This window comes from Streptomyces sp. NPDC086023 (assembly GCF_044540325.1).
Classification (GTDB): Bacteria; Actinomycetota; Actinomycetes; order Streptomycetales; family Streptomycetaceae; genus Streptomyces.
This window is the reverse complement of sequence record NZ_JBITRX010000003.1, coordinates 262,309-283,419: the sequence shown is the minus strand read 5'-3', so window position 1 is coordinate 283,419 and position 21,111 is coordinate 262,309. Positions and strand designations below refer to the sequence as shown.

Here is a 21,111-nt window from a genome sequence, read left to right as displayed (position 1 = left end):
CGGCCCGTGCGGTCGTGGCCGTCCGGTGGTCACCTTAGAGGACGCCCGCGGCCCGCCCTTCGACACTCCTGCGGCAACGGACCGCCGGGAGCGGGCCGGACCGCCGGGCCCTCTCCCCGCCGGACGGCGCACGGCGCGGGATTCGCCTACGTTGGACGTGTGGGTCGGCCCAAGACCGCCCTGGCGCTGCTGGCCGTGCTGTGCTCGGCCGCGCCCGGGTGGGCCCCGTCGGCGCACGCGACCGCGGGGTCCGCACAGGTGGCCGCCGCCCGCGTGGGCGACCCGGCGACGCCCGCCCTCGCGGCCCGGGTCACCGCGGTGCCGCCGGAGCTCGTCGGCGCCACGTACCGCCCCGGCTGCCCGGTGCCGCCCGAGCGGCTGCGGCTGATCCGGATGAACCACTGGGGCTTCGACGGCCGGGTGCACCGCGGTGAGATGGTGGTCCACGAGGACGCCGTGGGCCCCGTGCTGGACGCCTTCGGCGAGGCCTTCCGCGACCGGTTCCCGATCCGCCGGATGCGCGCGATGGCGGCGTACGGGGGCGACGACCGGGCCGCGATGGCGGACGACAACACCTCCGCCTTCAACTGCCGGGCCGTGACGGGGCGGCCCGGACGGCAGTCGCGCCACGCGTACGGCGACGCCGTGGACGTCAACCCTGCCGAGAACCCGTACGTGGACCTGAACGGGACCGTCCACCCGCCGGCCGCAGCCGGCCACCTGGTGGACCGGGAGCCGTCCCGGCCGGGGGTGATCCTCGCGGACGGTGCCCTGGCCACCGCGTTCCGTGAGGCCGGGTGGGAGTGGGGCGGGCACTGGAGCGACCCCGACTACCAGCACTTCTCGGCGAACGGGCACTGAGACCGGGGCCGTGTTCCCGTTCTCCGCCGATCGTGAGAACACGCACATTTTTCCCCCATTTAGGACTATTCACCTCATCCTGGTTCCTGGTCCGGCGCACGGGGAGGTGCGGGGGTGGCCACCGGACCCGTGCCATCGTGCCCGCAAGCACCAGGAGAGACATGCGACCCGTACCCCGTTGGGCGAACAACTGGCGGATCACCCTGCCCCTGGTGGGTGGGGCCGCCGTGCTCGGTTTCGGCGGCCTCTACGGCGCCGGTCTGGCGTTCGGGGCCGACGGCATCGCCGAGGGCACCACGGTCCGGGGCGTCGCCATAGGCGGCATGAGCCGCTCGGAGGCCGAGACGGCCCTGCGCCACGGGCTCGGCGAGGCCGCGACCGCGCCGATGGCCCTGAAGGTCGGCGACCGGGTCGAGAGCGTCTCCCCCGCCGCCTTCGGCCTGTCCTTCGACCCCCGGGCCACGGTCGAACGCGCCGCCCCCTCGGGCTCGGACCCGGTCTCCGTGATCGGCCGCGTCGTCTCCCCGCCGCGCGGTGGGGCCGTCGAGCCCGTGGTCCGCGTGGACCGGGCCGCCGGCACGGCCGCCGCGGAGCGGCTCGCCGCCACCGCCCGGCCGCCCCGCGACGGCGCCGTCACCTTCGAGGACGGCGCGGCGCGCGCCGCCGCCCCCGTCACCGGCGTCACCCTGCGTGCCGACCGCGCCGCCGACGCGGTCCGGGCCGCCTACCTGCGCCCCGGCACCGGCCCCGTGGCGATGCCCGTGGAGGAGCAGGCCCCGAAGGTGGGGGCCCAGGAGACGGAGCGGGCCCTGCGGGAGTTCGCCGAGCCCGCGATGTCCGCTCCGGTCACCGTGCGTATTGCCGGCAAGCCCGTCACCCTCTCCCCCACCGTGCTGGGCAGGCACCTCACGTTCCGCGCCGACGCCGCCGGCCGCCTCGCGCCGCAGCTGGACACCGCCGGGCTGCTGGCGGAGCGCGAGGTCGCCCGGCAGGTCGCCGCGGCCGCTCCGGAGCCCCGGGACGCCACCTTCCGCGTCGACGCGAAGGGCCGTGCCGTCGTCGCCGAGGCGGGCCGTGCCGGTGTGCGCTTCACCGAGAAGGCCTTCGGCGACACCGTCCTGGCCCTGCTGACGCGGTCGGGCGACGCCCGTACCGGCACGCTGGAGACCACGAGCGTGGAGCCGCGGCTCACGACCGCGGAGGCACAGCGCCTGGGCATCCAGGAGAAGGTCTCCTCCTTCACCGTGAACTTCCCGGCGGCGCCGTACCGGATCACCAACATCGCGCGCGCCGTGGAGCTGATCAACGGCTCGGTGGTCATGCCCGGCCAGACCTGGAGCTTCAACGACACGGTGGGCGAGCGGACCAAGGAGAACGGGTTCGTCGACGGCATCATGATCAACGGCGGGCAGTACGTGAAGTCGCCCGGCGGCGGTGTCTCCGCCGTCGCGACGACCATGTACAACGCCGCGTTCTTCGCCGGGGTGAAGCCGGTCGAGCACGGCGCCCACTCGTTCTACATCGAGCGCTACCCCGAGGGCCGCGAGGCGACCGTCGCCTGGGGCACGCTCGACCTGCGCTGGCAGAACGACACCGGGCACGCGCTCTACGTGAAGGCGGAGTCGACGGACACCTCGGTGACCATCTCCCTGCTCGGCACCAGGAAGTACGACGAGATCCGCGCGACCAAGAGCGAGCGGACCAACGTGGTGCCCCCGGGCAAGCGGACCGGCACCGGCGAGACCTGCGAGGTGCAGACGCCGCTGGAGGGCTTCGACGTCAGCGTCGACCGCGTCTTCGTCCAGGGCGGCGAGGAGGTCAAGCGGGAGACCTACAAGACCCACTACACCCCGCGCGACGAGGTCACCTGCGGCCCCGAGCCGACGGAGCCGCCGAAGGCCGGAACCCAGGAGGCCGGGGCTCCGGCGGCCGGGACCGTGGAACCGGGCACGCCGGCCGGGACCGCCGCCGCGCCCGCGCCGAAGGCGTAGCGCGGGCAGGACAGCACGCAGGGGCCGCGAGGGCCCACGGGCCCCTCGGGCCGGCCGCCGGGTGAGCCGCGTCTCACCCGGCGGCTCACGCTTGTCTATGCAACGAGTTGCATAAGAAGATCGACGGCATGGCGCTTGAGCACGCGATCCTCGTCTCCCTGCTGGAGAAGCCCGGCTCCGGCTACGAGCTGGCCCGTCGCTTCGACCGGTCCATCGGCTACTTCTGGACCGCCACCCACCAGCAGATCTACCGGGTGCTCAAGCGCATGGAGGGGAACGGCTGGGTCGACGCCCGGGACGTGCCGCAGCAGGCCAGGCCGGACAAGAAGGAGTACTCCGTCGCGCCGGCCGGCCGGGAGGCCCTCGCGGCCTGGCTGCACGAACCGGTCCAGCCCGACAGCGTCCGCCACGAGCTGGCCGTCAAGATCCGCGGCGCGGCCTTCGACGACCCGGCGGCCCTGATCCGCGAGGTCGAGCTGCACCACCGGGCGCACGCCGACCGGCTCGTGCACTACCTCGCGGGAGAGCTGCGCGACTTCACCGGACCGGACGCCCCGGCGGCGCCCGGAGCCTCCCACGAGCTCCGGCCCGGGGCCGCCCGCGAGCTCCAGCACGTGGTGCTGCGCGGCGGCATCGCGTACGAGCGGATGATGCTCGCGTGGCTCGACGACGTGCTCGCCACCCTCCACCGGCTCGCCCGGAGCTGACCCGCAGCGCCCCCTCCCCCCTCCGCTGCGCCCTCGATCCGCACCTCGAACCCGAAAGGCGAAGGTCCATGACCGACCCGCTGCTGTTCAACCCGCGCACCTACGACCCGGCGCACTTCGACCCGGAGACCCGCAGGCTGCTGCGCGCGACCGTCGACTGGTTCGAGCAGCGCGGCAAGCGCCGGCTGATCGAGGACTACCGCTCGCGCGCCTGGCTGGCCGACTTCCTGGCGTTCCAGGCGAAGGAAGGGCTGTTCGCGGCCTTCCTGACCCCGGCCGCGGCGGCCGGCGAAGGCGAGCAGGACAAGCGGTGGGACACCGCGCGCATCGCCGCCCTGAACGAGATCTTCGGCTTCTACGGGCTGGACTACTGGTACGCCTGGCAGGTGACCATCCTGGGTCTCGGCCCGGTCTGGCAGAGCGACAACGAGGCGGCCTGCGCCCGTGCCGCCGAACTCCTGGCGTCGGGCGAGGTGTTCGCGTTCGGCCTGTCGGAGAAGACCCACGGCGCGGACATCTACTCCACCGACATGCTGCTGGAGCCGTCCGGCGACGGCGGCTTCCGGGCCACCGGCTCCAAGTACTACATCGGCAACGGCAACGCAGCCGGCCTGGTGTCCGTCTTCGGCCGCCGCACGGACGTCGAGGGTCCCGACGGCTACGTGTTCTTCGCCGCCGACAGCCGGCACCCGGCCTACCACCTGGTGAAGAACGTCGTCGATTCCTCGAAGTACGTCAGCGAGTTCCGCCTGGAGGACTACCCGGTCCGTGCGGAGGACGTGCTGCACACCGGCCGCGCCGCCTTCGACGCGGCGCTGAACACGGTCAACGTCGGCAAGTTCAACCTGTGCACGGCGTCGATCGGCATCTGCGAGCACGCGATGTACGAGGCCGTCACCCACGCGCACAACCGCATCCTGTACGGCCGTCCCGTCACCGCCTTCCCGCACGTGCGGCGCGAGCTGGCCGACGCGTACGTCCGCCTCGTCGGCATGAAGCTGTTCAGCGACCGCGCCGTGGACTACTTCCGCACCGCCGGTCCCGAGGACCGCCGCTACCTCCTCTTCAACCCGATGACGAAGATGAAGGTGACCACCGAGGGCGAGAAGGTCATCGACCTCATGTGGGACGTGATCGCCGCCAAGGGCTTCGAGAAGGACAACTACTTCGCGCAGGCGGCCGTCGAGATCCGCGGCCTGCCCAAGCTGGAGGGCACGGTCCACGTCAACCTGGCCCTGATCCTGAAGTTCATGCGCAACCACCTGCTGGAGCCGGTGGAGTTCGCGCCGGTGCCGACCCGCCTCGACGCCGCCGACGACGACTTCCTGTTCCGCCAGGGCCCGGCCCGCGGGCTGGGGTCGGTGCGCTTCCACGACTGGCGGACCGCGTTCGACGCGTACGCCGAGCTGCCGAACGTGGCCCGGTTCCGCGAGCAGGCCGACGCCCTGTGCGACTTCGTGCGGACCGCGGCGCCGGACGAGCAGCAGAGCCGCGACCTGGACCTGCTGCTGGCCGTGGGCCAGTTGTTCGCGCTGGTCGTGCACGGCCAGCTGATCCTGGAGCAGGCGCGCCTGACCGGCCTGGACCAGGACGTGCTGGACGAGCTGTTCGCCGTGCTCGTACGCGACTTCTCCGCGCACGCGGTCGAGCTGCACGGCAAGGACTCGGCCACGGAGGCGCAGCAGGAGTGGGCGCTGGGCGCGGTCCGCCGCCCGGTCGTCGACGCCGGCCGCTCGGAGCGGGTCTGGGCACGGGTGGAGGCGCTGGCGGGCGCGTACGAGATGGCGCAGTAGCGCCGCGGCACCACGACGGACGTGCGGGCCGGCCCATCAAGGGCCGGCCCGCACGTCGTGCCGGGTGGGGTCCGCGGTTCAGCGAGCCCGGTCCGCCGGGATCAGACGAGGTCGAAGCGGTCGAGCTCCATGACCTTCGTCCAGGCGGCGACGAAGTCGTTGACGAACTTCGTCTTCGCGTCGTCGCTCGCGTAGACCTCGGCCAGGGCGCGCAGCTCGGAGTTCGAGCCGAAGACCAGGTCGGCGCGGGTGCCGGTCCACTTCACCTCGCCGGTGACGTCGTCGCGGCCCTCGAACGTGGTCTGGTCCTCGGAGACCGGGGTCCAGGTGGTGCCCAGGTCGAGCAGGTTGACGAAGAAGTCGTTCGTCAGGGTGCCGGGGGTGTCGGTGAAGACGCCCAGCTTGGTCTGCTGGTGGTTCGCACCCAGGACACGCAGGCCGCCGACGAGGACGGTCAGCTCGGGGGCGGACAGGTTCAGCAGGTTCGCCTTGTCGACGAGCAGGAACTCGGCCGGCAGGCGGTTGCCCTTGCCCAGGTAGTTGCGGAAGCCGTCGGCGACGGGCTCCAGGGCGGCGAAGGACTCGACGTCGGTCTGCTCCTGCGTGGCGTCCACGCGGCCCGGGGTGAAGGGCACCCGGACGTCGTGACCGGCGTCCTTGGCGGCCTGCTCCACGGCGGCGGAGCCGGCGAGGACGATCAGGTCGGCCAGGGAGACGTGCTTGCTGCCGGTCTGGGCGGCGTTGAAGGACTCCTGGATGCCCTCCAGGGTGCGGAGCACCGTGGCGAGCTGGTCCGGCTGGTTGACCTCCCAGCCGGCCTGCGGCTGGAGGCGGATGCGGGCGCCGTTGGCGCCGCCGCGCTTGTCGCTGCCGCGGAAGGACGAGGCCGAGGCCCAGGCCACGGAGACGAGCTGGGACACGGACAGGTCCGAGCCGAGGATCTGCTCCTTGAGGGCGGCGACGTCGGCGTCGTCGACCAGCTCGCCGGTGCGGGCCGGCAGCGGGTCCTGCCACAGCAGGGTCTCGCCGGGCACCTCGGGGCCGAGGTAGCGGACGGCGGGGCCCATGTCACGGTGGGTCAGCTTGAACCAGGCACGGGCGAACGCGTCGGCGAACTGCTCCGGGTGCTCCAGGAAGCGGCGGGAGATCTGCTCGTAGGCCGGGTCGAAGCGGAGCGCGAGGTCCGTCGTCAGCATGGTCGGGAGGTGCTTCTTCGAGGCGTCGTAGGCGTCGGGGATGACCGCCTCGGCGTCCTTGGCGACCCACTGGTGGGCGCCGGCCGGGCTCGTGGTGAGCTCGTACTCGTAGCCGAACAGGTTCTCGAAGAAGTTGTTGCTCCAGCGGGTGGGCGTCGTGGTCCAGGTGACCTCGAGACCGCTGGTGATGGTGTCGGCGCCCTTGCCGGAGCCGTACGTGCTCTGCCAGCCGAAGCCCTGGGCCTCCAGCGGGGCGGCCTCGGGGTCGGCGCCCACGTGGTCGGCCGAGCCGGCGCCGTGGGTCTTGCCGAAGGTGTGGCCGCCGGCGATCAGCGCGACGGTCTCCTCGTCGTTCATCGCCATGCGGCGGAACGTCTCGCGGATGTCGCGGGCCGCGGAGAGCGGGTCCGGGTTGCCGTTCGGGCCCTCGGGGTTGACGTAGATCAGACCCATCTGGACGGCGCCGAGGGGGCTCTCCAGCTCGCGGTCGCCGGTGTAGCGCTCGTCGGCGAGCCAGGTGGTCTCGGGGCCCCAGTAGACGTCCTCGTCGGGCTCCCAGACGTCCGCGCGGCCGCCGGCGAAGCCGAAGGTCTCGAAGCCCATCGACTCGAGCGCGACGTTGCCCGCGAGGATCATGAGGTCGGCCCAGGAGAGGCTCTGGCCGTACTTCTTCTTGACCGGCCACAGCAGGCGGCGGGCCTTGTCGAGGTTGGCGTTGTCCGGCCAGCTGTTCAGCGGGGCGAAGCGCTGCATGCCGGCGCCGGCGCCGCCGCGGCCGTCGCTGATCCGGTAGGTGCCGGCGCTGTGCCAGGCCATCCGGATGATGAACGGGCCGTAGTGGCCGAAGTCCGCCGGCCACCAGTCCTGCGAGGTCGTGAGGGTCGCGGCGATGTCGCTCTTGACCGCGGCGAGGTCGAGGCCCTTGAAGGCCTCGGCGTAGTCGAAGTCCTCGCCGAGCGGGTTGGCCACGGCGGGGTTCTTCGCGAGGATCTTGAGGTTGAGGCGCTCCGGCCACCACTGGCGGTTGCCGCCACCCTGGGTCGGGTGCGCGGCACGGCCGTGCGCCACCGGGCAGCCCCCTACGCCCTCCGGCTTGGGGTCGGTGACGATTGCGTCATGGTTCTCAGGCATGGGAATCCTTCCGGATCTCAGGCGGATCGCTGTGCTCAGGAACTGCGGGCCGTGGAGCAGTCAGGGGCACTGGCCCGGTCTCCTGAACCGTCACGTGCACTCCCCTGCTGTTGTCCTGTCCCTCTTGTGTGCGCCGGAACAGATCCTACGATGGACTCTGTCCAAGTCAATGCAGTGACCAGATCCGTACGGATTCATAGGCCAGAAGTCATGCACAGTTAGGCTGGGTGGGGATGAGCGATCTACTGGGAAGGCTCCGGGAGCGCGGCTGGCGGATGACGGCGCAGCGGCGGGTGGTGGCCGAGGTGCTCGACGGGGACCACGTTCACCTGACCGCGGACGAGGTGCTGGCGCGGGCCACCGCGCGGCTGCCCGAGGTGTCGCGGGCGACCGTCTACAACACGCTGGGCGAGCTGGTGGCGCTCGGCGAGGTGGTCGAGGTGACCACCGACGGGCGCGCCAAGCGGTACGACCCGAACGCCCACCGCCCCCACCAGCACCTGGTCTGCTCCGGCTGCGGGAAGATCCGGGACGTCCACCCCGAGGGCGATCCGCTGGCGGCGCTGCCCGCCTCGGAGCGCTTCGGCTACAGCGTGTCCGCGGCCGAGGTGACGTACCGGGGCCTGTGCCCGGACTGCGCGGCGGGGCGGGCGTGAGCGGGGGGCCGTGCGCGGCGGGCCAGGGTGCGGGGGCGCGTACGCCGTGACCCGTACGCCGTGACCCGTACGCGGCGTTCCGTACGCGGCGTCAGGTCCGCGGCGATCCGTGCCCGGTGACCCGTACGCGGCGACGGGTCCGCGGTGACCCGTTCGGGCCGCCCCGGGTGTGCGCCCCCGCCGCCTGGTGTGGACTCGGGGTGCCCGGGGGGGTCCGTCCAGTGGAGGAACGCACCGATGTCGCCGAGCAAGCCCAGCATCGTCTTCGCCCACGGCCTGTGGGCCGACGGCTCCTGCTACAGCAAGCTGATCCCCGTCCTCCAGCAGGAGGGCCACGAGGTGGTCTCCGCGCAGAACACGCTGGACTCCCTGGAGGGCGACGTCGACGCCGTCCGCCGCGCGCTCGCGCGCGTCAGCGCGCCGGCGATCCTCGTCGGCCACTCCTGGGGCGGCTTCGTGATCACCGCCGCGGGTACGGACGACCGCGTCGCCGGGCTCGTCTACATCGCGGCGCTCGCCCCGGACGCCGGGGAGACCCCGCAGGACCTGATCGGCCGGTTCGACACGCCGCCGCTCTTCGGCCACCTCGACGACGAGGACGGGCGGCTCTGGATCGCGCGCGACGGCATCTCGCACTTCTGCGGGGACCTGTCCGAGGCCGACCAGCAGCTCGTCTGGGCCACCCAGGGCTCCGCGAACGCCGCCGTCCTGGGGTCGACGACCGACGACCCGGCCTGGCGGTCCAAGCCCAGCTGGTTCGTGCTGGCCACCCGGGACCACGCGGTCAACCCCGACCTCCAGCGCTTCTCCGCGGAGCGGATGGGCGCGACGGTGGTCGAGACGGACTCGTCGCACGTCCCGATGCTCTCCCGGCCCGAGGTCGTCCTGGACGTGATCCGCAGCGCCGCCAAGGCGGTCTGACCGACCGCCGCGAAGGCCCCACCCCGCGTCTGCCCGGAGGGGCGGGCGCGGTCGCGCGTACGGGCGGGACGATGGCGGCGACCACGTGGTGCACGTTGCCGACGGGGTGTGCTTCCCCGGCGAGGCGGCCGTGGCGGCCGCGCCGCCGGGGACGGCGTCACAGCTGCGGGGCGCGGTGGGTGAGGCGGCCGGCCACGGCCGTGAGGAGCACCGGGAGGCCGGGCAGGTCGGTGGCCGGGGTGGTGAGCGGGTCCTCGGCGAAGACCGTGAGGTCGGCCCGGTGGCCCGGGGCGATGCGGCCGGCCCGGTCCTCCTCGCCCGCCGCGTACGCCGGTGCCGTCGTCATCCCGCGCAGCGCCTCCAGCGCCGTCAGCGCCTGCTCGGGGCCGTGCGGCGGGAGCGTCAGGTCGCGGCCGGGGCGGCGGTGCCGGGCCCCGGCCATCACGGCCAGGGGCGGGAACGGCGCGATCGGCCAGTCGGAGCCGAGGACCACGGTGGCGCCGGAGTCCCACAGGTCCCGGCAGCGCCAGGCGCGGGCGGCCCGCTCCTCGCCGAGCCTGCGGGACCAGTTGTCGGTGTGGTCGGCCCGGGTGAAGTCGCAGCAGTGCGTGGGCTGCATGGAGGCGATGACCCCCAGCTCCCGGAAACGGCCGAGCGTGTCGTCCGGGACGGTCTCGATGTGCTCCACGCGGTGCCGTACGCCGGGCGACCCGCCCGTCGCCCGGGCCTTCTCGATGCTGTCCAGGACGTGTCGTACGGCCGCGTCGCCGATCGCGTGGGTGGCGGTGGGCACGCCCGCGCGGTGCAGTTCTCCCACGATCGCGGTGTAGGCGGCCGGGTCGGGCCAGAAGGCGTGCGTGGACTCGCCGTGGCAGTCGGGCCGTTCGAGCCAGGCGGTGCCGTTGTCGATGGTGCCGTCCATGAACAGCTTGACGCCGGCGACCTGCCACAGGGCGCCGCCGGCGCCCTGCCGGGCGATGAGCTCCCGCACCCCGTCGGCGTCGGTGCCGGGCTGGCACCAGGGGGCGACACGCAGCCGCAGCGGCAGCTCACCGGCCGCGTCGAGTTCGGCGTAGAGGGCGAGGCTCTCGCCGTTGGCGTCCATGGCGTGGCCCCCGGTCAGGCCGGCCGCGGCCATCGCGCGCAGGGCGGCGGCGAGGCGGTCGCGGCGCTCCTCGTGCGTGGGCCGGGGGGCGGCCCGCTCGACGAGTTCGCAGGCGGCGTCCTCCTGGAGCAGGCCGGTGGGGCGGCCGTCGGCATCGCAGACGACCTCGGCGGAGGCCTGGTCGAAGGTGCGCGGTCCGTCGACGCCGGCGAGTTCGAGGGCCCGGCGGCTGGCCAGGGCCGAGTGGGCGTCGAAGAGCAGCAGGAAGGCCGGCACTCCGTCGAGCACCGTGTCGAAGGGCTCGACGGCGACCGGCCGGTCGCCGAAGACGTTGGGGTCGAGGCCCCAGCCGAAGAGCCACTCGCCGCGCCCGAGCGAACGCACCCGCTCCGCCAGCGCCGCCCGTGCGTCGTCGAGGGCGACGCAGCCGGACAGGTCGAGGCCGTGGGTGAGTTCGGCGCCCGAGACGGGGTGGACGTGCCCGTCGACGAGGCCGGGCGTGACCACGGCGCCGCCGAGGCCGACGACGGTGGTCGCGGGGCCGGCGAGGGCGCGTACCTCCCGGTCGTCGCCGAGCACGGCGATCCGGCCGTCCTCGCCGACGGCGAGCGCGGTCTCCGGCAGGAATCCGCCCGTCGCGGGGTCGAGCAGGCGGGCGGAGTACAGGACGAGACGTGGGCGCACGGGTGCTCCTTGGAGGGGGCTGTGGCGGGGGGTTCGGCGGCTACGGGGCCGGCGGCCGCCGCGGTCGGCCACCGGGGCCCCGGCCGGGTGGGCAGGGTCGTGGGGCCTTTCGGCGGCGCAGTGGGGGCTACGGGATCCTGGCCGGCGGCGCGGTCACGGTCGTGGGGCCCGCGGGCGGCGCGGTGGTTACCGGGCTCCGGCCGGCGGTGCCGGGGCGGCGGGGGCGTCGAGCGTGCCCGGCGCCAGGCCGAGTTCGCGTTCGGCCGTGGTGACGGCCATCCGGAGGACGGCGTCGGGGCGGTCGCCCGTCCCGGTGTTCACGTGGGAGCCGAGGCCGTCGAGCACGACCAGGATCGCGATCGTGGCGACGTACGGGTCCGCCGGGCGGAACTCGCCCCGCTCGGCACCCTCGCGGACGAGCGCCTCCAGGCGGCCGCGCCAGGCCGCCTGCTGGGCGATGACCCGGTCGCGGAGGACGGGCCGGTAGCGGCTGAGGTGCCGGGCGTTGATCCAGAGGCGGCTGATGTCGTCGTACGCCTCCCCGGTGGTCTGCGCGAGGAAGCGGGCGAGCCGGCGTACGGGGGTCTCGGCCGGGGCTCCGGGCGGCGCCCCGGCAACCGCTGCGGCGTCCGCCGGACCGCCTCCGGCCGGGGCAGCGGGAGCCTCGCCGGGTGCCCCTGCGGCGGCCACCGCCGGTACCAGGCGGTCGAGTTCGGCGGTGGCCGCACTGCCGAACGCCTCGGCCACCAGGTCCTCGGCCGACGGGAAGTAATGGCTGATCAGACCGGGTCTGACGGTGAGTTCTTCGGCGATCCGGCGGAGGGTGACGCACTCCAGGCCCTCGGTCAGGGCCACCGCCGTGGCGGCCTCGACGATCTCCGCCCTGCGGGCCTCCGGGGACTTGCGAACTCGTTTGCGCGGGACGCTTGACGACATACCGGGGATGCTATTGAGTGTGCGACCAATAAGCAAGCAGGTGGGATCCGACCCGCACCCCGGAGGACCGCATGACGTCCACGTTCCCCGATCCGCACACCGTCCCGGGCCTCGCACGCGAGACGGGCCGGCCGGACTCCGAGCGGGCCGGCCGCATCGAGCCCCACGGCATCGACCACATCCCCGACGCCGAGCGGCACGGCCGGCCCCGGGACCTGTTCTCCGTGTGGGCGGCGGCCAACGTCAACTACCTCAGCCTGGTCATCGGCGGCGCACTGGTCCTGATGGGGCTCGGCCTCTGGCAGTCCCTGGCCGTGATCGTGGCCGGCAACCTCTTCTGGGTGCTCACCGGCCTCCTCGCCACCTCCGGCCCGGCCGCCGGCGCCCCCAGCGAAGTGATCACGCGGGCGCTGTACGGAGTCATCGGCAACCGCGTGAACAACGCCGTCGGCGGCTGGCTGGTCTCCGTCTGCTACTTCGCCCTCAACCTCGCCGCCGCCGCGACCGCCGCCTTCGCCCTGGTCGAGAAGGCCGGCATCACGGCCACCACGGGGGTCAAGGCGACCGTGATCGTGGTCATCGCCGCCCTGACCCTCGCCATCAGCGTCTACGGCCACGCAATGATCATGAAGCTCTACCTGCCGATCACACTGGCCCTCACCGCCGCCTTCGCGGTCGTGGCCGTCGCCGTGGTCCGGCACGCGGACTTCTCCCACCGACCGGCCGAGCCCCTCACCGGCACCGATCTGTGGGCCGTGCTCCTCGCCGGCGTCACACTGATCGCCTCGGGCCCCCTGTCGTACACCACCAGCGCCGACTTCTCCCGCTACCTGCCGCGCTCCGCGTCCCGCCGGGCCCTCGCGGGCTGGACCGCGCTCGGCGCCTTCGTGCCCAGCGTCCTGGTCAGCTCCCTCGGCGTGCTCGCCGCGACCGTGGTGGACATGAGCGACCCGCAGAGCGCCCTCCAGCAGCTGCTGCCCGGCTGGTTCACCCCCGTCTTCCTGCTGGCCCTGGTCCTCGGCACCATCTCCGTCAACGCCCTGACCGCCTACAGCGCCGGCCTCGCGCTCCAAGCCGTGGGCCTGCCCGTCCGCCGCACGGTCAGCGTGCTCCTCGACGGGACGGTCGCCGTCGCCCTCACCCTGTACGGGCTGCTCGCCTCCGGCTTCCTCGACACCGTCAGCAACGCACTCCAGGTGATCGTGGCCCTGGTCGGCCCCCTGATGGCCGTGTAACGACGTGGTGCTGCGCCGCAACCGGTACGACGGCCCCGCCCTCTCGGACGAGAGCCCCGCGAGCCCCTTCTGGTACACCGGCGGCGTCAACCGGGCGGGCGCGACCGCCCTGTGCGCGGGCGTGACGGCGGCGGCCCTCTGCGTCAACACCCTCTACACCGGTCCCGTGGCCGCCGCCCTCGGCGGCGTGGACCTCTCCCTGCCGGCCGGAATGCTGGTCGCCGCCGGCCTGTACGCGCTGCTGATGCGCAACGACCGCACGTTGCGCGCGGCCAGGGCCGGGGAGTGACCGCCCGTACGCCGTCCCGCGCCGTCCGGCGCCCTCCCGCACCGGCCCCCGCCGTCCCGCGCCCTCCCGCGCGAGACGGGCCGCGCGGCCTGCGGAGCGCGCGCCCATCCGGCCGACCGTCCCGCGCGGCAGCGCCGTCCGCCGCCGCGCGGATCCCTAGGGTCGCCCCATGTCCGCCCTGCACGCCGTGCTGCACGCCCTGTCCATCACCGCGTCGATGACCTGGGCGATCACCTGGGCGCTGATCCTGGGGTTCGCGCTGTCGGCCGTGGTGCAGGCGGTGGTGCGCAAGGCGACGGTCGTGCGCCTGCTGGGCGACGACCGGCCGCGCACGCTCGGCACGGCCGCGCTGCTCGGGTCCGCCTCGTCCTCCTGCTCGTACGCGGCCGTCGCGCTGGCGCGCTCGCTCTTCCTCAAGGGCGCGAACTTCACCGCGGCGATGGCCTTCGAGATCGCGTCGACCAACCTGGTGGTGGAACTCGGCGTGATCCTGGCCCTCCTGATGGGCTGGCAGTTCACGCTGGCCGAGTTCACCGGAGGCCCGCTGATGATCGCGGTGCTGGCCGTGCTCTTCCGGTTCACCCTGCGGCAGGGACTGCTGGACGGGGCGCGGCGGCAGGCGGAACGCGGCGTCGCCGGGTCCATGGAGGGCCATGCGGCGATGGACATGTCCGTGCGGAAGGAGGGCTCCTTCTCCGCGCGGCTGTTCTCCGCGGAGGGCTTCACCTCCGTCTCCCACGTGTTCGTCATGGAATGGGCGGCGATCCTGCGCGACCTGGTCCTCGGCCTGCTGATCGCCGGGGCGGTCGCCGCGTGGGTGCCGGACTCCTTCTGGGAGGCCTTCTTCTTCGAGGGGCACCCGGTGGCGGCCAAGGTGTGGGGCCCGCTGATCGGCCCGGTGGTGGCCCTGGTGTCGTTCGTCTGCTCGGTGGGGAACGTGCCGCTGGCGGTGGTGCTGTGGCAGGGCGGGATCAGCTTCGGCGGGGTGGTGTCCTTCATCTTCGCCGACCTGCTGATCATCCCGATCCTCAGCATCTACCGGAAGTACTACGGGAAGGGGATGGCGCGGTACCTGCTCGTCACCTTCTACGCGGCGATGGCGTCGGCGGGGTTCGCGGTCGAGCTCCTCTTCGGTGCCCTCGGCCTGATCCCGGACCGGTCGGAGGCCCAGGTGCCGACGGACGGCATCGGCTGGAACTACACCACCTACCTGAACATCCTCTTCCTGCTCCTGTCCGCGGCCCTCGTGGTCCGCTTCCTCCGCACCGGCGGCCGGCGGATGCTGGCCATGATGGGCGGCCCTCCCCCGGGGTGATCCCGTTCGTCATGGGCGCGTCACGGAACGGCCACAGCGGCGTGCGGCGGGAACCTGTCCCCGGCAGGGCGCCGTGTACCTGCACGCGAGTGCCGGTGTGGGACCGGTCGTGAACCTCGGGGAGCACCCAATGCAGTACACAGCGCGCGTCGGCCGGTCCGCGGCGGCTCTGGTGACGGCCCTGGCGGCGGCCGCCCTGATGACGGGCTGTACCCCGTCCGGGGACGACGGGACCGTCGACCCGTCGACGCCGCCCGCGGCCTCCGGGCCGTCGGCGCCGCAGCCGACGGGCGGCGGCGACAAGGGCGGCACCGCCAACGGGGGCTCGTCCACGGCCGGTTCGACCGGCGGGGGCTCGTCCACCGGCGGCTCGGGGACGGGCGGGGACACCGGCGGCACGACGGGCGGCTCGTCCACCGGCGGCACCGGCACCGTCGCGAAGCCCTGCACCTCGGACGACGTCGAGATGTCGGAGGGCCACCAGGCCGACGTCCGCCCGCCCGGTACGGGCACGGGCGCCGCCGTCGTGTCGGTCACCAACACCTCCGCGTCCGCCTGCAAGGTGTACGGCTACCCGACGGTCGCGGCGGCCGGCAACGGCTCGCCCCACAAGAACAAGCCGCTGGCCACCACGCACGCCGGCCCGGCCGCGGCGAACGTGCTCCTGGCCCCCGGCGCCCGCGCGTGGACGAAGCTCACCTTCGTGCAGGTCCAGGGCGAGGCCGACGGCTACTGCGAGTCCGGCGCGACGCCCGCCACGTACCCGACGCTGGTGATCGGCGTCCTGGGTGCCGGGAAGCACCAGATCGCCATGGACGACGGGGTGTTCGCCTTCTGCGACGACAAGGCGACCGTCACCGCCTGGTCCTCCGTGAAGCCGTCCTGATCCCCTCCTGAGGGCCGACCGGGGGTATTCCGCCCCCGGCTCGGGCGGCGCGGCGCGGCATCACGGAACGCCACCTAAGCTCACTCATCGTCACCGGCCCGGAGGTGTGGCGGGCCGCATCGAGTGATCGGAAGGACGTCCAGATGCTCAAGAAGCTGCTGATCGGTTCCGTGGGCGCGGTGCTCGCCGCCGGGGCGCAGGCCCCCGTCGCCGGGGCCGCCCCGGCGGCCGACCCGGTGCCCGCCGCCCGGGTCACGGTCGACCTCGTCCAGGTCAACGGCTCGGGCTGCCGCCCCGGCTCGGCCACTGCCTCGGTCGCGGCGGACAACAGCGCCTTCACGGTCACGTACAGCGAGTACCTGGCCCAGGTGGGCAAGGGCGCCAAGCCGACGGAGTTCCGCAAGAACTGCCAGCTCGGGCTGCGGGTGAACGTTCCGCAGGGCTTCACGTACGCGATCGCCCGCGCGGACTACCGGGGCTTCGCGAGCCTGGAGGCGGGGGCCGTGGGGAAGCAGCTGGCGAGCTACTACTTCCAGGGCATGTCCGGCACGGCCGTCCGCACCCACACCTTCAAGGGGCCGCAGGAGGGCAACTGGCAGGCCAGCGACACCACGGAGATCCAGGCCCTGGAGTTCGCGCCCTGCGGGGCGCAACGGAACTTCAACATCAACACCGAACTCCGCGTGGACGGCGGAACGTCCGACACCGCGAACACCACCAGCTTCATGACGATGGACTCCACGGACGGCAGCCTGGAAACCGTCTACCACTTCGCGTGGAAGCAGTGCCCGACGCGGCGGTGACGCTCCGCGGGTCCCGGGTCAGGGCAGCCGGAGTGCGGTGACGTCGAGGACGAGGATCTCCCGCTCGGCGGCGGCCGCCAGGGCCCCCTCCCGGTCGAAGGCGAGGGTCTCGATCGGGGCCCGGCGGGGGCGCGGGCACCGCGGGCCCGGGGGCGGCGGGCCCGGGGGCGGCGGCGGGCGGTACGGGCCCGGGTGGCAGGGCGGCCGGTACGGGCCCGGGGTGGCGGGGCGCGGTCGGCCGAGCGGCGGTCAGCGCTCGGAGAGTTCGGACGGGGCCTCCTGGACGACCCAGCCGTTGCCGTCCGGGTCGGCGAAGGTGAGGAAGGAGTTCCAGGTCTCGCCCTTCCCGTCCGCCCAGCCGTCGGCGCCGACATGCCGTACCGGGGACACGTCGACGCCGCGCGCGGCCAGCTGCTCGCGGGCGGCCTCGATGTCGGTGACGCACAGCTGGAGGCCGTGCAGGGTGCCGGGGGTCATGGCGCGGGTGCCGGGGGCCGGGGGGATGCCCTGCTCCAGTACGACGGAGCAGCGCGAGCCGGGCGGGGTCAGCTGGACGACCCGGGCTCCGGGCGTGACCTCGGCGTCGAGGTCGACGGCGAAGCCGAGCCGGTCGGCGTAGAACTCCTTGGCCCGGTCCACGTCGGTGACGGGGACGGGGACGACCTCGAGCGTCCAGTTCACGAAAGCTGCTCCGATCGGGTCCGGGGACGGTTGCGGCCGGGTGCGGAGCCCCGTACCGGCGGACCGCCCCGGCCCATTGAAGCGGATCCCGTACGCGGCAACCGTCGTGTCCGGCGCGGAATGACCCGTGAAACGCGCGTCCGTTTGCGCCACTTGACGGTCCGGGGCCGCGCATAAGGTGATCACCGGATGATCCGGAAGGGGAGACGGAAGTGTTCGCAGTGATCTACCGGTGGCGGCTCGTACCGGGCAAGGAGCAGCAGTTCACGGACGGCTGGCACCGGGTGACCGAGGCCATCCGCGCCCGGTGCGGGAGCTACGGCTCCCGCCTGCACACCGCCCACGACGGCACCTGGGTGGCGTACGCCCGCTGGCCGGACGCCGGGACCCGGGAGGCGTGCGGCACGCCCGACCCCGAGGGGCTGGCGATGATGCGCGACGCGGTGGCGGAGGGGTTCCCGGAGACCCGGCTGGAGATCGTCGACGACCTCCTGGCGGAGCCGGGCACCGCCTGACCCGGCCCGCATCCCCGGCCGCACCTCCGCTCGGCTCGGCGCAACACCGCGGGGAGCGGCCCGGCTTGACGGCCCGCTCCCCGTGCGGGTGATCATTTCCGCTCCGGGACCAAGGGGTCCGCCGGGGCTGCCGAGGATGACGGCATGCATACCTCCACCGCCCCGCTGCGCCGGGTCCTCGTCCCGGTCCTGGCAGCCCTCGCCCTGTCCGCCACCCTCGCCGCGTCCTCCGCCGCCGCCGTGGAGCGGTGCGGCTCGATCATCACGGCGCCGCTCGCCGCGCCCGTGTGCGCCGACGGCCCCTGTCCCAGCACCGACCCGGTCGTCTGCCGCATCCGCGTCCTGCCGTGGGGCGAGAAGGTCGAGGCCCAGCGGACCCGGATGCGGTACCACGGCCTCCTGGAGGACATGCACCGCACGGCCGCCGCGATGCGGGAGGCGCGGGCCACCGACGAGGAGGTCGCGAGGGAGCTTGTGGACATGCGCAACCAGGCCAAGGAGATCACCCGCGCGGGCATGACACCGGAGGAGGTGCGGATCCTGGAGGAGCGCAACACGGCCAAGTACGGCAACCCGCTCGGCCCGACGGCGGACCAGCTCTTCGCCAAGTACGGCAGCTGGCAGCAGGTCGCCGAGGCCTCGATGCGGACCAGCTACGCCGTCGACCGCGAGCTCAGCCTGGAGTACCACCCCTGCCCGGTGTGACGGCCCGTCCGGCCGGCGGTACGGGGCCTACCCGTCACCCGCGCCCGCCCTCCCCCGGCCGGGCCGGCGCCACGCCGCGATAGTGGGTGGTCAGCCGGCCGGTGTCGTCGAGGACGTGGAAGGCCAGGGCGGGCGGCAGGTCGAGGTGCACGTGGTGGCCCGGGTGCTCCTGGTGCTCCCAGGGGAGCCGGAGCGCGGAGACCACGCCGGGGGCCACCAGCAGGGGGCGGCCGGCGAAGGTGGTGGCCGCCGCGGTGTGCGCGTGGCCGCAGAGGAAGGCCGTCAGGTTCGGGTGCCGGTGCGCCAGTTCGGCGAGCCGCTCCTCGCCGTACTGGCGGATGCCGTCGACGTACGGGGTGTGCAGCGGGACCGGCGGGTGGTGGAAGCCCACCAGCGCCGGCAGGTCCCGGGGCGCTGCCGCGAGGACCGCCGCGAGCCACTCCAGCGTCTCGTCCTCCAGATACCCCTCGTCCTTGCCCGGCACCGAGGAGTCGCAGAGCGCGAGGGTGAAACCCGCGGCGTGCAGCACCTGGTTGACCGGATCCGCGGTGCCGGGGGCGTCGAGCAGGCCCTGCCGGAAGGCGGCCCGGTCGTCGTGGTTGCCCGGACAGACGAGCAACGGGTGCCGGCAGGCGAGGAGTTCCCTGGCCTTCGCGTACTCCTCGGGCAGCGCGTGGTCGGCGATGTCCCCGGTGACCACTACGGCGTCGAGGTCGTGGGGCAGGCCGTTCAGATGGTCCAGCACCGCCCGGGTCCGCGCGGCGCTGCGCTCGTCGGAGACGTGGATGTCGCTCAGGTGGGCGATGACGGAGGCCACGGCCGGTCCTCTGCTTCCTGTCGTGCCGCGCCCGTGGGCGGCGCGGGTCTTCCGGTCACCGAAACTAGGCGGGCCGCGGACCGCACGTAAGATCCGGTTCCATGCCGGAAGAGTGGTCCAGTTCCGCCGCCGACCTGCACCTCGACCTCGCCGGGCGGGGGCCCGGGCGGCGCGCCGGCCTGGAGGCCGCCCTGCGTGAGGCGGTCCGTACGGGACGCCTGGCCGCCGGCGCCCGGCTGCCGTCCACCCGGGCGCTCGCCGCCGGGCTCGGCCTCTCGCGCGGCACGGTGACCGCGGCCTACGCGCAGCTCGCGGAGGAGGGCCACCTCTCGACGCGGCCAGGTTCCGGCACCACCGTGACGGACCTGCCGGCTGCGGGCGCCCCGCCGAACGCCCCCGCCGCCTCCGCGGTACTCCCCCGGCACGACCTGCGTCCGGGCCTCCCCGACGTACGGGCCTTCCCCGCCCGCGCCTGGCTGGCCTCGACCCGGCGGGTGCTGGCCACCGCCGGAGCCGACGTACTGGGCGCCGGCGACCCGCGGGGGCGGCCTGAGCTGCGGGCCGCGCTCGCCGGCCATCTGGGCCGGACCCGCGGGGTGCTGGCCACGCCCGACCAGGTCGTGATCACCTCGGGCTTCTACCAGTCCGTCCGGCTGCTCGGCGGGGTGCTCGCGGCGCGCGGCGACACCGCCGTGGCCATGGAGGACCCCGGGCACGACCTCTACCGCGAGGCGGTGCGGCGGTCGGGGCTCGCCATCGTGCCCCTCGCGGTGGACGGGCACGGGGCGCGGGTCGGGGACCTCGGGCCGGAGGCGGGCGCGGCCGTCGTCACCCCCGCCCACCAGTACCCGACGGGCGTTCCGCTGCACCCGGAGCGCCGCGGGCAGCTGTGCTCCTGGGCGCGGGCCACCGGCGGGCTGGTCGTGGAGGACGACTACGACGGCGAGTTCCGCTACGACCGGCGGCCGGTCGGCGCGCTCCAGGGCCTCGCGCCGGACCGGGTCGTGTACTGCGGTACGGCGTCCAAGTCGCTGGGCCCCGCCCTGCGGCTGGCCTGGATGGTGCTGCCCCCGGACCTGGTGGGCCCGGTGGTGGCGGCCAAGCGGGAGGCCGACCTGTACACCGAGACGCTGGGGCAGCTGGTGCTGGCCGATCTCATCGCCTCCCACGCGTACGACCGCCACGTGCGTGCCGCCCGGCTGCGGTACCGGCGGCGCCGGGAGCTGCTGACGGGCCGGCTGGCGGAACTCCCGGCCGTCAGGCCGCACGGGGTGCCGGCCGGTCTGCACACACTGGTCACCTGGCACGGCCGGGGCCCCGGCGAGCCGGAGGTGCTGGCGGCGTGCGCGGAACGGGGCATCGCGCTGCGGGGCTCCGCGGAGTTGTACCACCGGGCGGCCGGCGCGCCGCCGGGCCTGCTCGTCGGCTTCGCCGCGGCCTCGGGGCACGGCTTCCCGGTCGCGCTGGACGCGCTGGCCGGCGTACTGGCGGACGTACTGGGCTGAGTGTGCCGGGGCCTGAGCGTTTCGGGGGCCTGACCGTGTCGGGTGAGGGCGCGCGACGGCGGTCGCCGAGTGCCGGGCACGCGCGGGCGCCGGGGTCTTTCGCGTCCGGGCACCCGCGTACCCCACACGGCCGGAGTGGGGGCGCGGGCAACCGGCGCAGGTGCCCCGCGCGGGCGGAGTACGCGGCGCGCCCGGGCTCGGTGACGTGCCGGGCGCGGCCGGGCTCCCGGGTTACACAGGATGCGACGACCGGAAGCGCGGGGGCCGCAACGCCGAGGTGATGTGCATGGTGGACGCCACAGGTCCCGGTGGGGCCGGAGCAGACGGCGCGGGTCCGGGTGGCTCCGTGGGAGACGGCCCGGGTGCGGATGCGACACGG

Annotated in this window: 17 protein-coding genes and 1 pseudogene; 13 read left to right on the top strand and 5 right to left on the bottom strand. The window is 74.1% G+C overall.

Features of this window, described 5'->3' with window-relative positions:
- The first annotated feature begins 159 nt into the window (after window positions 1-159).
- From ACIF6F_RS07900 to ACIF6F_RS07885, 4 genes are all read left to right on the top strand, one after another.
- A complete protein-coding gene (locus tag ACIF6F_RS07900) occupies window positions 160-861 on the top strand; it encodes a M15 family metallopeptidase (RefSeq protein ID WP_399942809.1) in 702 nt (233 codons plus the stop codon).
- Between the two features lie 161 nt (window positions 862-1,022).
- Complete coding sequence (locus ACIF6F_RS07895; protein ID WP_399942806.1) at window positions 1,023-2,852, top strand: VanW family protein; 1,830 nt, start codon at window positions 1,023-1,025, stop codon at window positions 2,850-2,852.
- A 128-nt stretch (window positions 2,853-2,980) separates the two neighbouring features.
- Window positions 2,981-3,559 (top strand): PadR family transcriptional regulator, encoded by a 579-nt coding sequence (locus ACIF6F_RS07890; RefSeq protein ID WP_399942803.1) that lies wholly within the window; start codon window positions 2,981-2,983, stop codon window positions 3,557-3,559.
- Window positions 3,560-3,627: 68 nt separating this feature from the next.
- Entirely contained in the window at window positions 3,628-5,352 is a 1,725-nt protein-coding gene (locus tag ACIF6F_RS07885; protein ID WP_399942800.1) for an acyl-CoA dehydrogenase family protein, read from the top strand.
- A gap of 101 nt (window positions 5,353-5,453) precedes the next feature.
- On the opposite strand, the gene katG is transcribed toward ACIF6F_RS07885, so the two are convergent.
- Entirely contained in the window at window positions 5,454-7,679 is a 2,226-nt protein-coding gene (katG, locus tag ACIF6F_RS07880) for a catalase/peroxidase HPI (RefSeq protein ID WP_399942796.1), read from the bottom strand.
- 233 nt (window positions 7,680-7,912) lie between these two features.
- Here katG and ACIF6F_RS07875 point away from each other — a divergent pair, with 233 nt between their 5' ends.
- Both ACIF6F_RS07875 and ACIF6F_RS07870 read left to right on the top strand, forming a co-directional pair.
- Entirely contained in the window at window positions 7,913-8,335 is a 423-nt protein-coding gene (locus ACIF6F_RS07875; protein ID WP_399942793.1) for a Fur family transcriptional regulator, read from the top strand.
- A 237-nt stretch (window positions 8,336-8,572) separates the two neighbouring features.
- Window positions 8,573-9,256, top strand: a complete 684-nt coding sequence (locus tag ACIF6F_RS07870; RefSeq protein ID WP_399942790.1) for an alpha/beta fold hydrolase — start codon at window positions 8,573-8,575, stop codon at window positions 9,254-9,256.
- Window positions 9,257-9,413: 157 nt separating this feature from the next.
- On the opposite strand, the gene ACIF6F_RS07865 is transcribed toward ACIF6F_RS07870, so the two are convergent.
- Both ACIF6F_RS07865 and ACIF6F_RS07860 read right to left on the bottom strand, forming a co-directional pair.
- The gene (locus tag ACIF6F_RS07865) at window positions 9,414-11,045 is read right to left on the bottom strand and encodes an amidohydrolase (protein ID WP_399942787.1); all 1,632 of its coding nucleotides are present in this window, start codon (window positions 11,043-11,045) and stop codon (window positions 9,414-9,416) included.
- A 186-nt stretch (window positions 11,046-11,231) separates the two neighbouring features.
- On the bottom strand, window positions 11,232-11,981 hold the full coding sequence (locus ACIF6F_RS07860) for a TetR/AcrR family transcriptional regulator (RefSeq protein ID WP_399942785.1): 750 nt from the start codon (window positions 11,979-11,981) through the stop codon (window positions 11,232-11,234).
- A 71-nt stretch (window positions 11,982-12,052) separates the two neighbouring features.
- Between ACIF6F_RS07860 and ACIF6F_RS07855 the strand changes: the two are divergent.
- The 4 genes and pseudogenes from ACIF6F_RS07855 to ACIF6F_RS07840 all read left to right on the top strand — a co-directional run bounded on the left by ACIF6F_RS07855 (window position 12,053) and on the right by ACIF6F_RS07840 (window position 16,509).
- Window positions 12,053-13,505, top strand: a pseudogene (locus ACIF6F_RS07855) (purine-cytosine permease family protein).
- Between the two features lie 178 nt (window positions 13,506-13,683).
- Window positions 13,684-14,820, top strand: a complete 1,137-nt coding sequence (locus tag ACIF6F_RS07850) for a permease (RefSeq protein ID WP_399943460.1) — start codon at window positions 13,684-13,686, stop codon at window positions 14,818-14,820.
- A gap of 130 nt (window positions 14,821-14,950) precedes the next feature.
- Window positions 14,951-15,706, top strand: a complete 756-nt coding sequence (locus tag ACIF6F_RS07845; RefSeq protein ID WP_399942783.1) for a DUF4232 domain-containing protein — start codon at window positions 14,951-14,953, stop codon at window positions 15,704-15,706.
- A 143-nt stretch (window positions 15,707-15,849) separates the two neighbouring features.
- Window positions 15,850-16,509 (top strand): DUF4360 domain-containing protein, encoded by a 660-nt coding sequence (locus ACIF6F_RS07840; protein WP_399942780.1) that lies wholly within the window; start codon window positions 15,850-15,852, stop codon window positions 16,507-16,509.
- Between the two features lie 249 nt (window positions 16,510-16,758).
- Here the strand turns inward: ACIF6F_RS07840 and ACIF6F_RS07835 are convergent, their stop codons facing one another.
- Complete coding sequence (locus tag ACIF6F_RS07835) at window positions 16,759-17,190, bottom strand: VOC family protein (protein ID WP_399942777.1); 432 nt, start codon at window positions 17,188-17,190, stop codon at window positions 16,759-16,761.
- A 212-nt stretch (window positions 17,191-17,402) separates the two neighbouring features.
- Here ACIF6F_RS07835 and ACIF6F_RS07830 point away from each other — a divergent pair, with 212 nt between their 5' ends.
- Window positions 17,403-17,705 (top strand): hypothetical protein, encoded by a 303-nt coding sequence (locus ACIF6F_RS07830; RefSeq protein WP_399942774.1) that lies wholly within the window; start codon window positions 17,403-17,405, stop codon window positions 17,703-17,705.
- A gap of 144 nt (window positions 17,706-17,849) precedes the next feature.
- Window positions 17,850-18,410: a hypothetical protein gene (locus ACIF6F_RS07825; protein ID WP_399942771.1), complete on the top strand. Its 561-nt coding sequence runs from the start codon at window positions 17,850-17,852 to the stop codon at window positions 18,408-18,410.
- A 34-nt stretch (window positions 18,411-18,444) separates the two neighbouring features.
- Here ACIF6F_RS07825 and ACIF6F_RS07820 read toward each other — a convergent pair whose 3' ends face one another.
- On the bottom strand, window positions 18,445-19,227 hold the full coding sequence (locus tag ACIF6F_RS07820) for a metallophosphoesterase (RefSeq protein WP_399942768.1): 783 nt from the start codon (window positions 19,225-19,227) through the stop codon (window positions 18,445-18,447).
- Between the two features lie 101 nt (window positions 19,228-19,328).
- Here ACIF6F_RS07820 and ACIF6F_RS07815 point away from each other — a divergent pair, with 101 nt between their 5' ends.
- The gene (locus tag ACIF6F_RS07815; protein ID WP_399942766.1) at window positions 19,329-20,732 is read left to right on the top strand and encodes a PLP-dependent aminotransferase family protein; all 1,404 of its coding nucleotides are present in this window, start codon (window positions 19,329-19,331) and stop codon (window positions 20,730-20,732) included.
- Window positions 20,733-21,111: the final 379 nt, after the last annotated feature.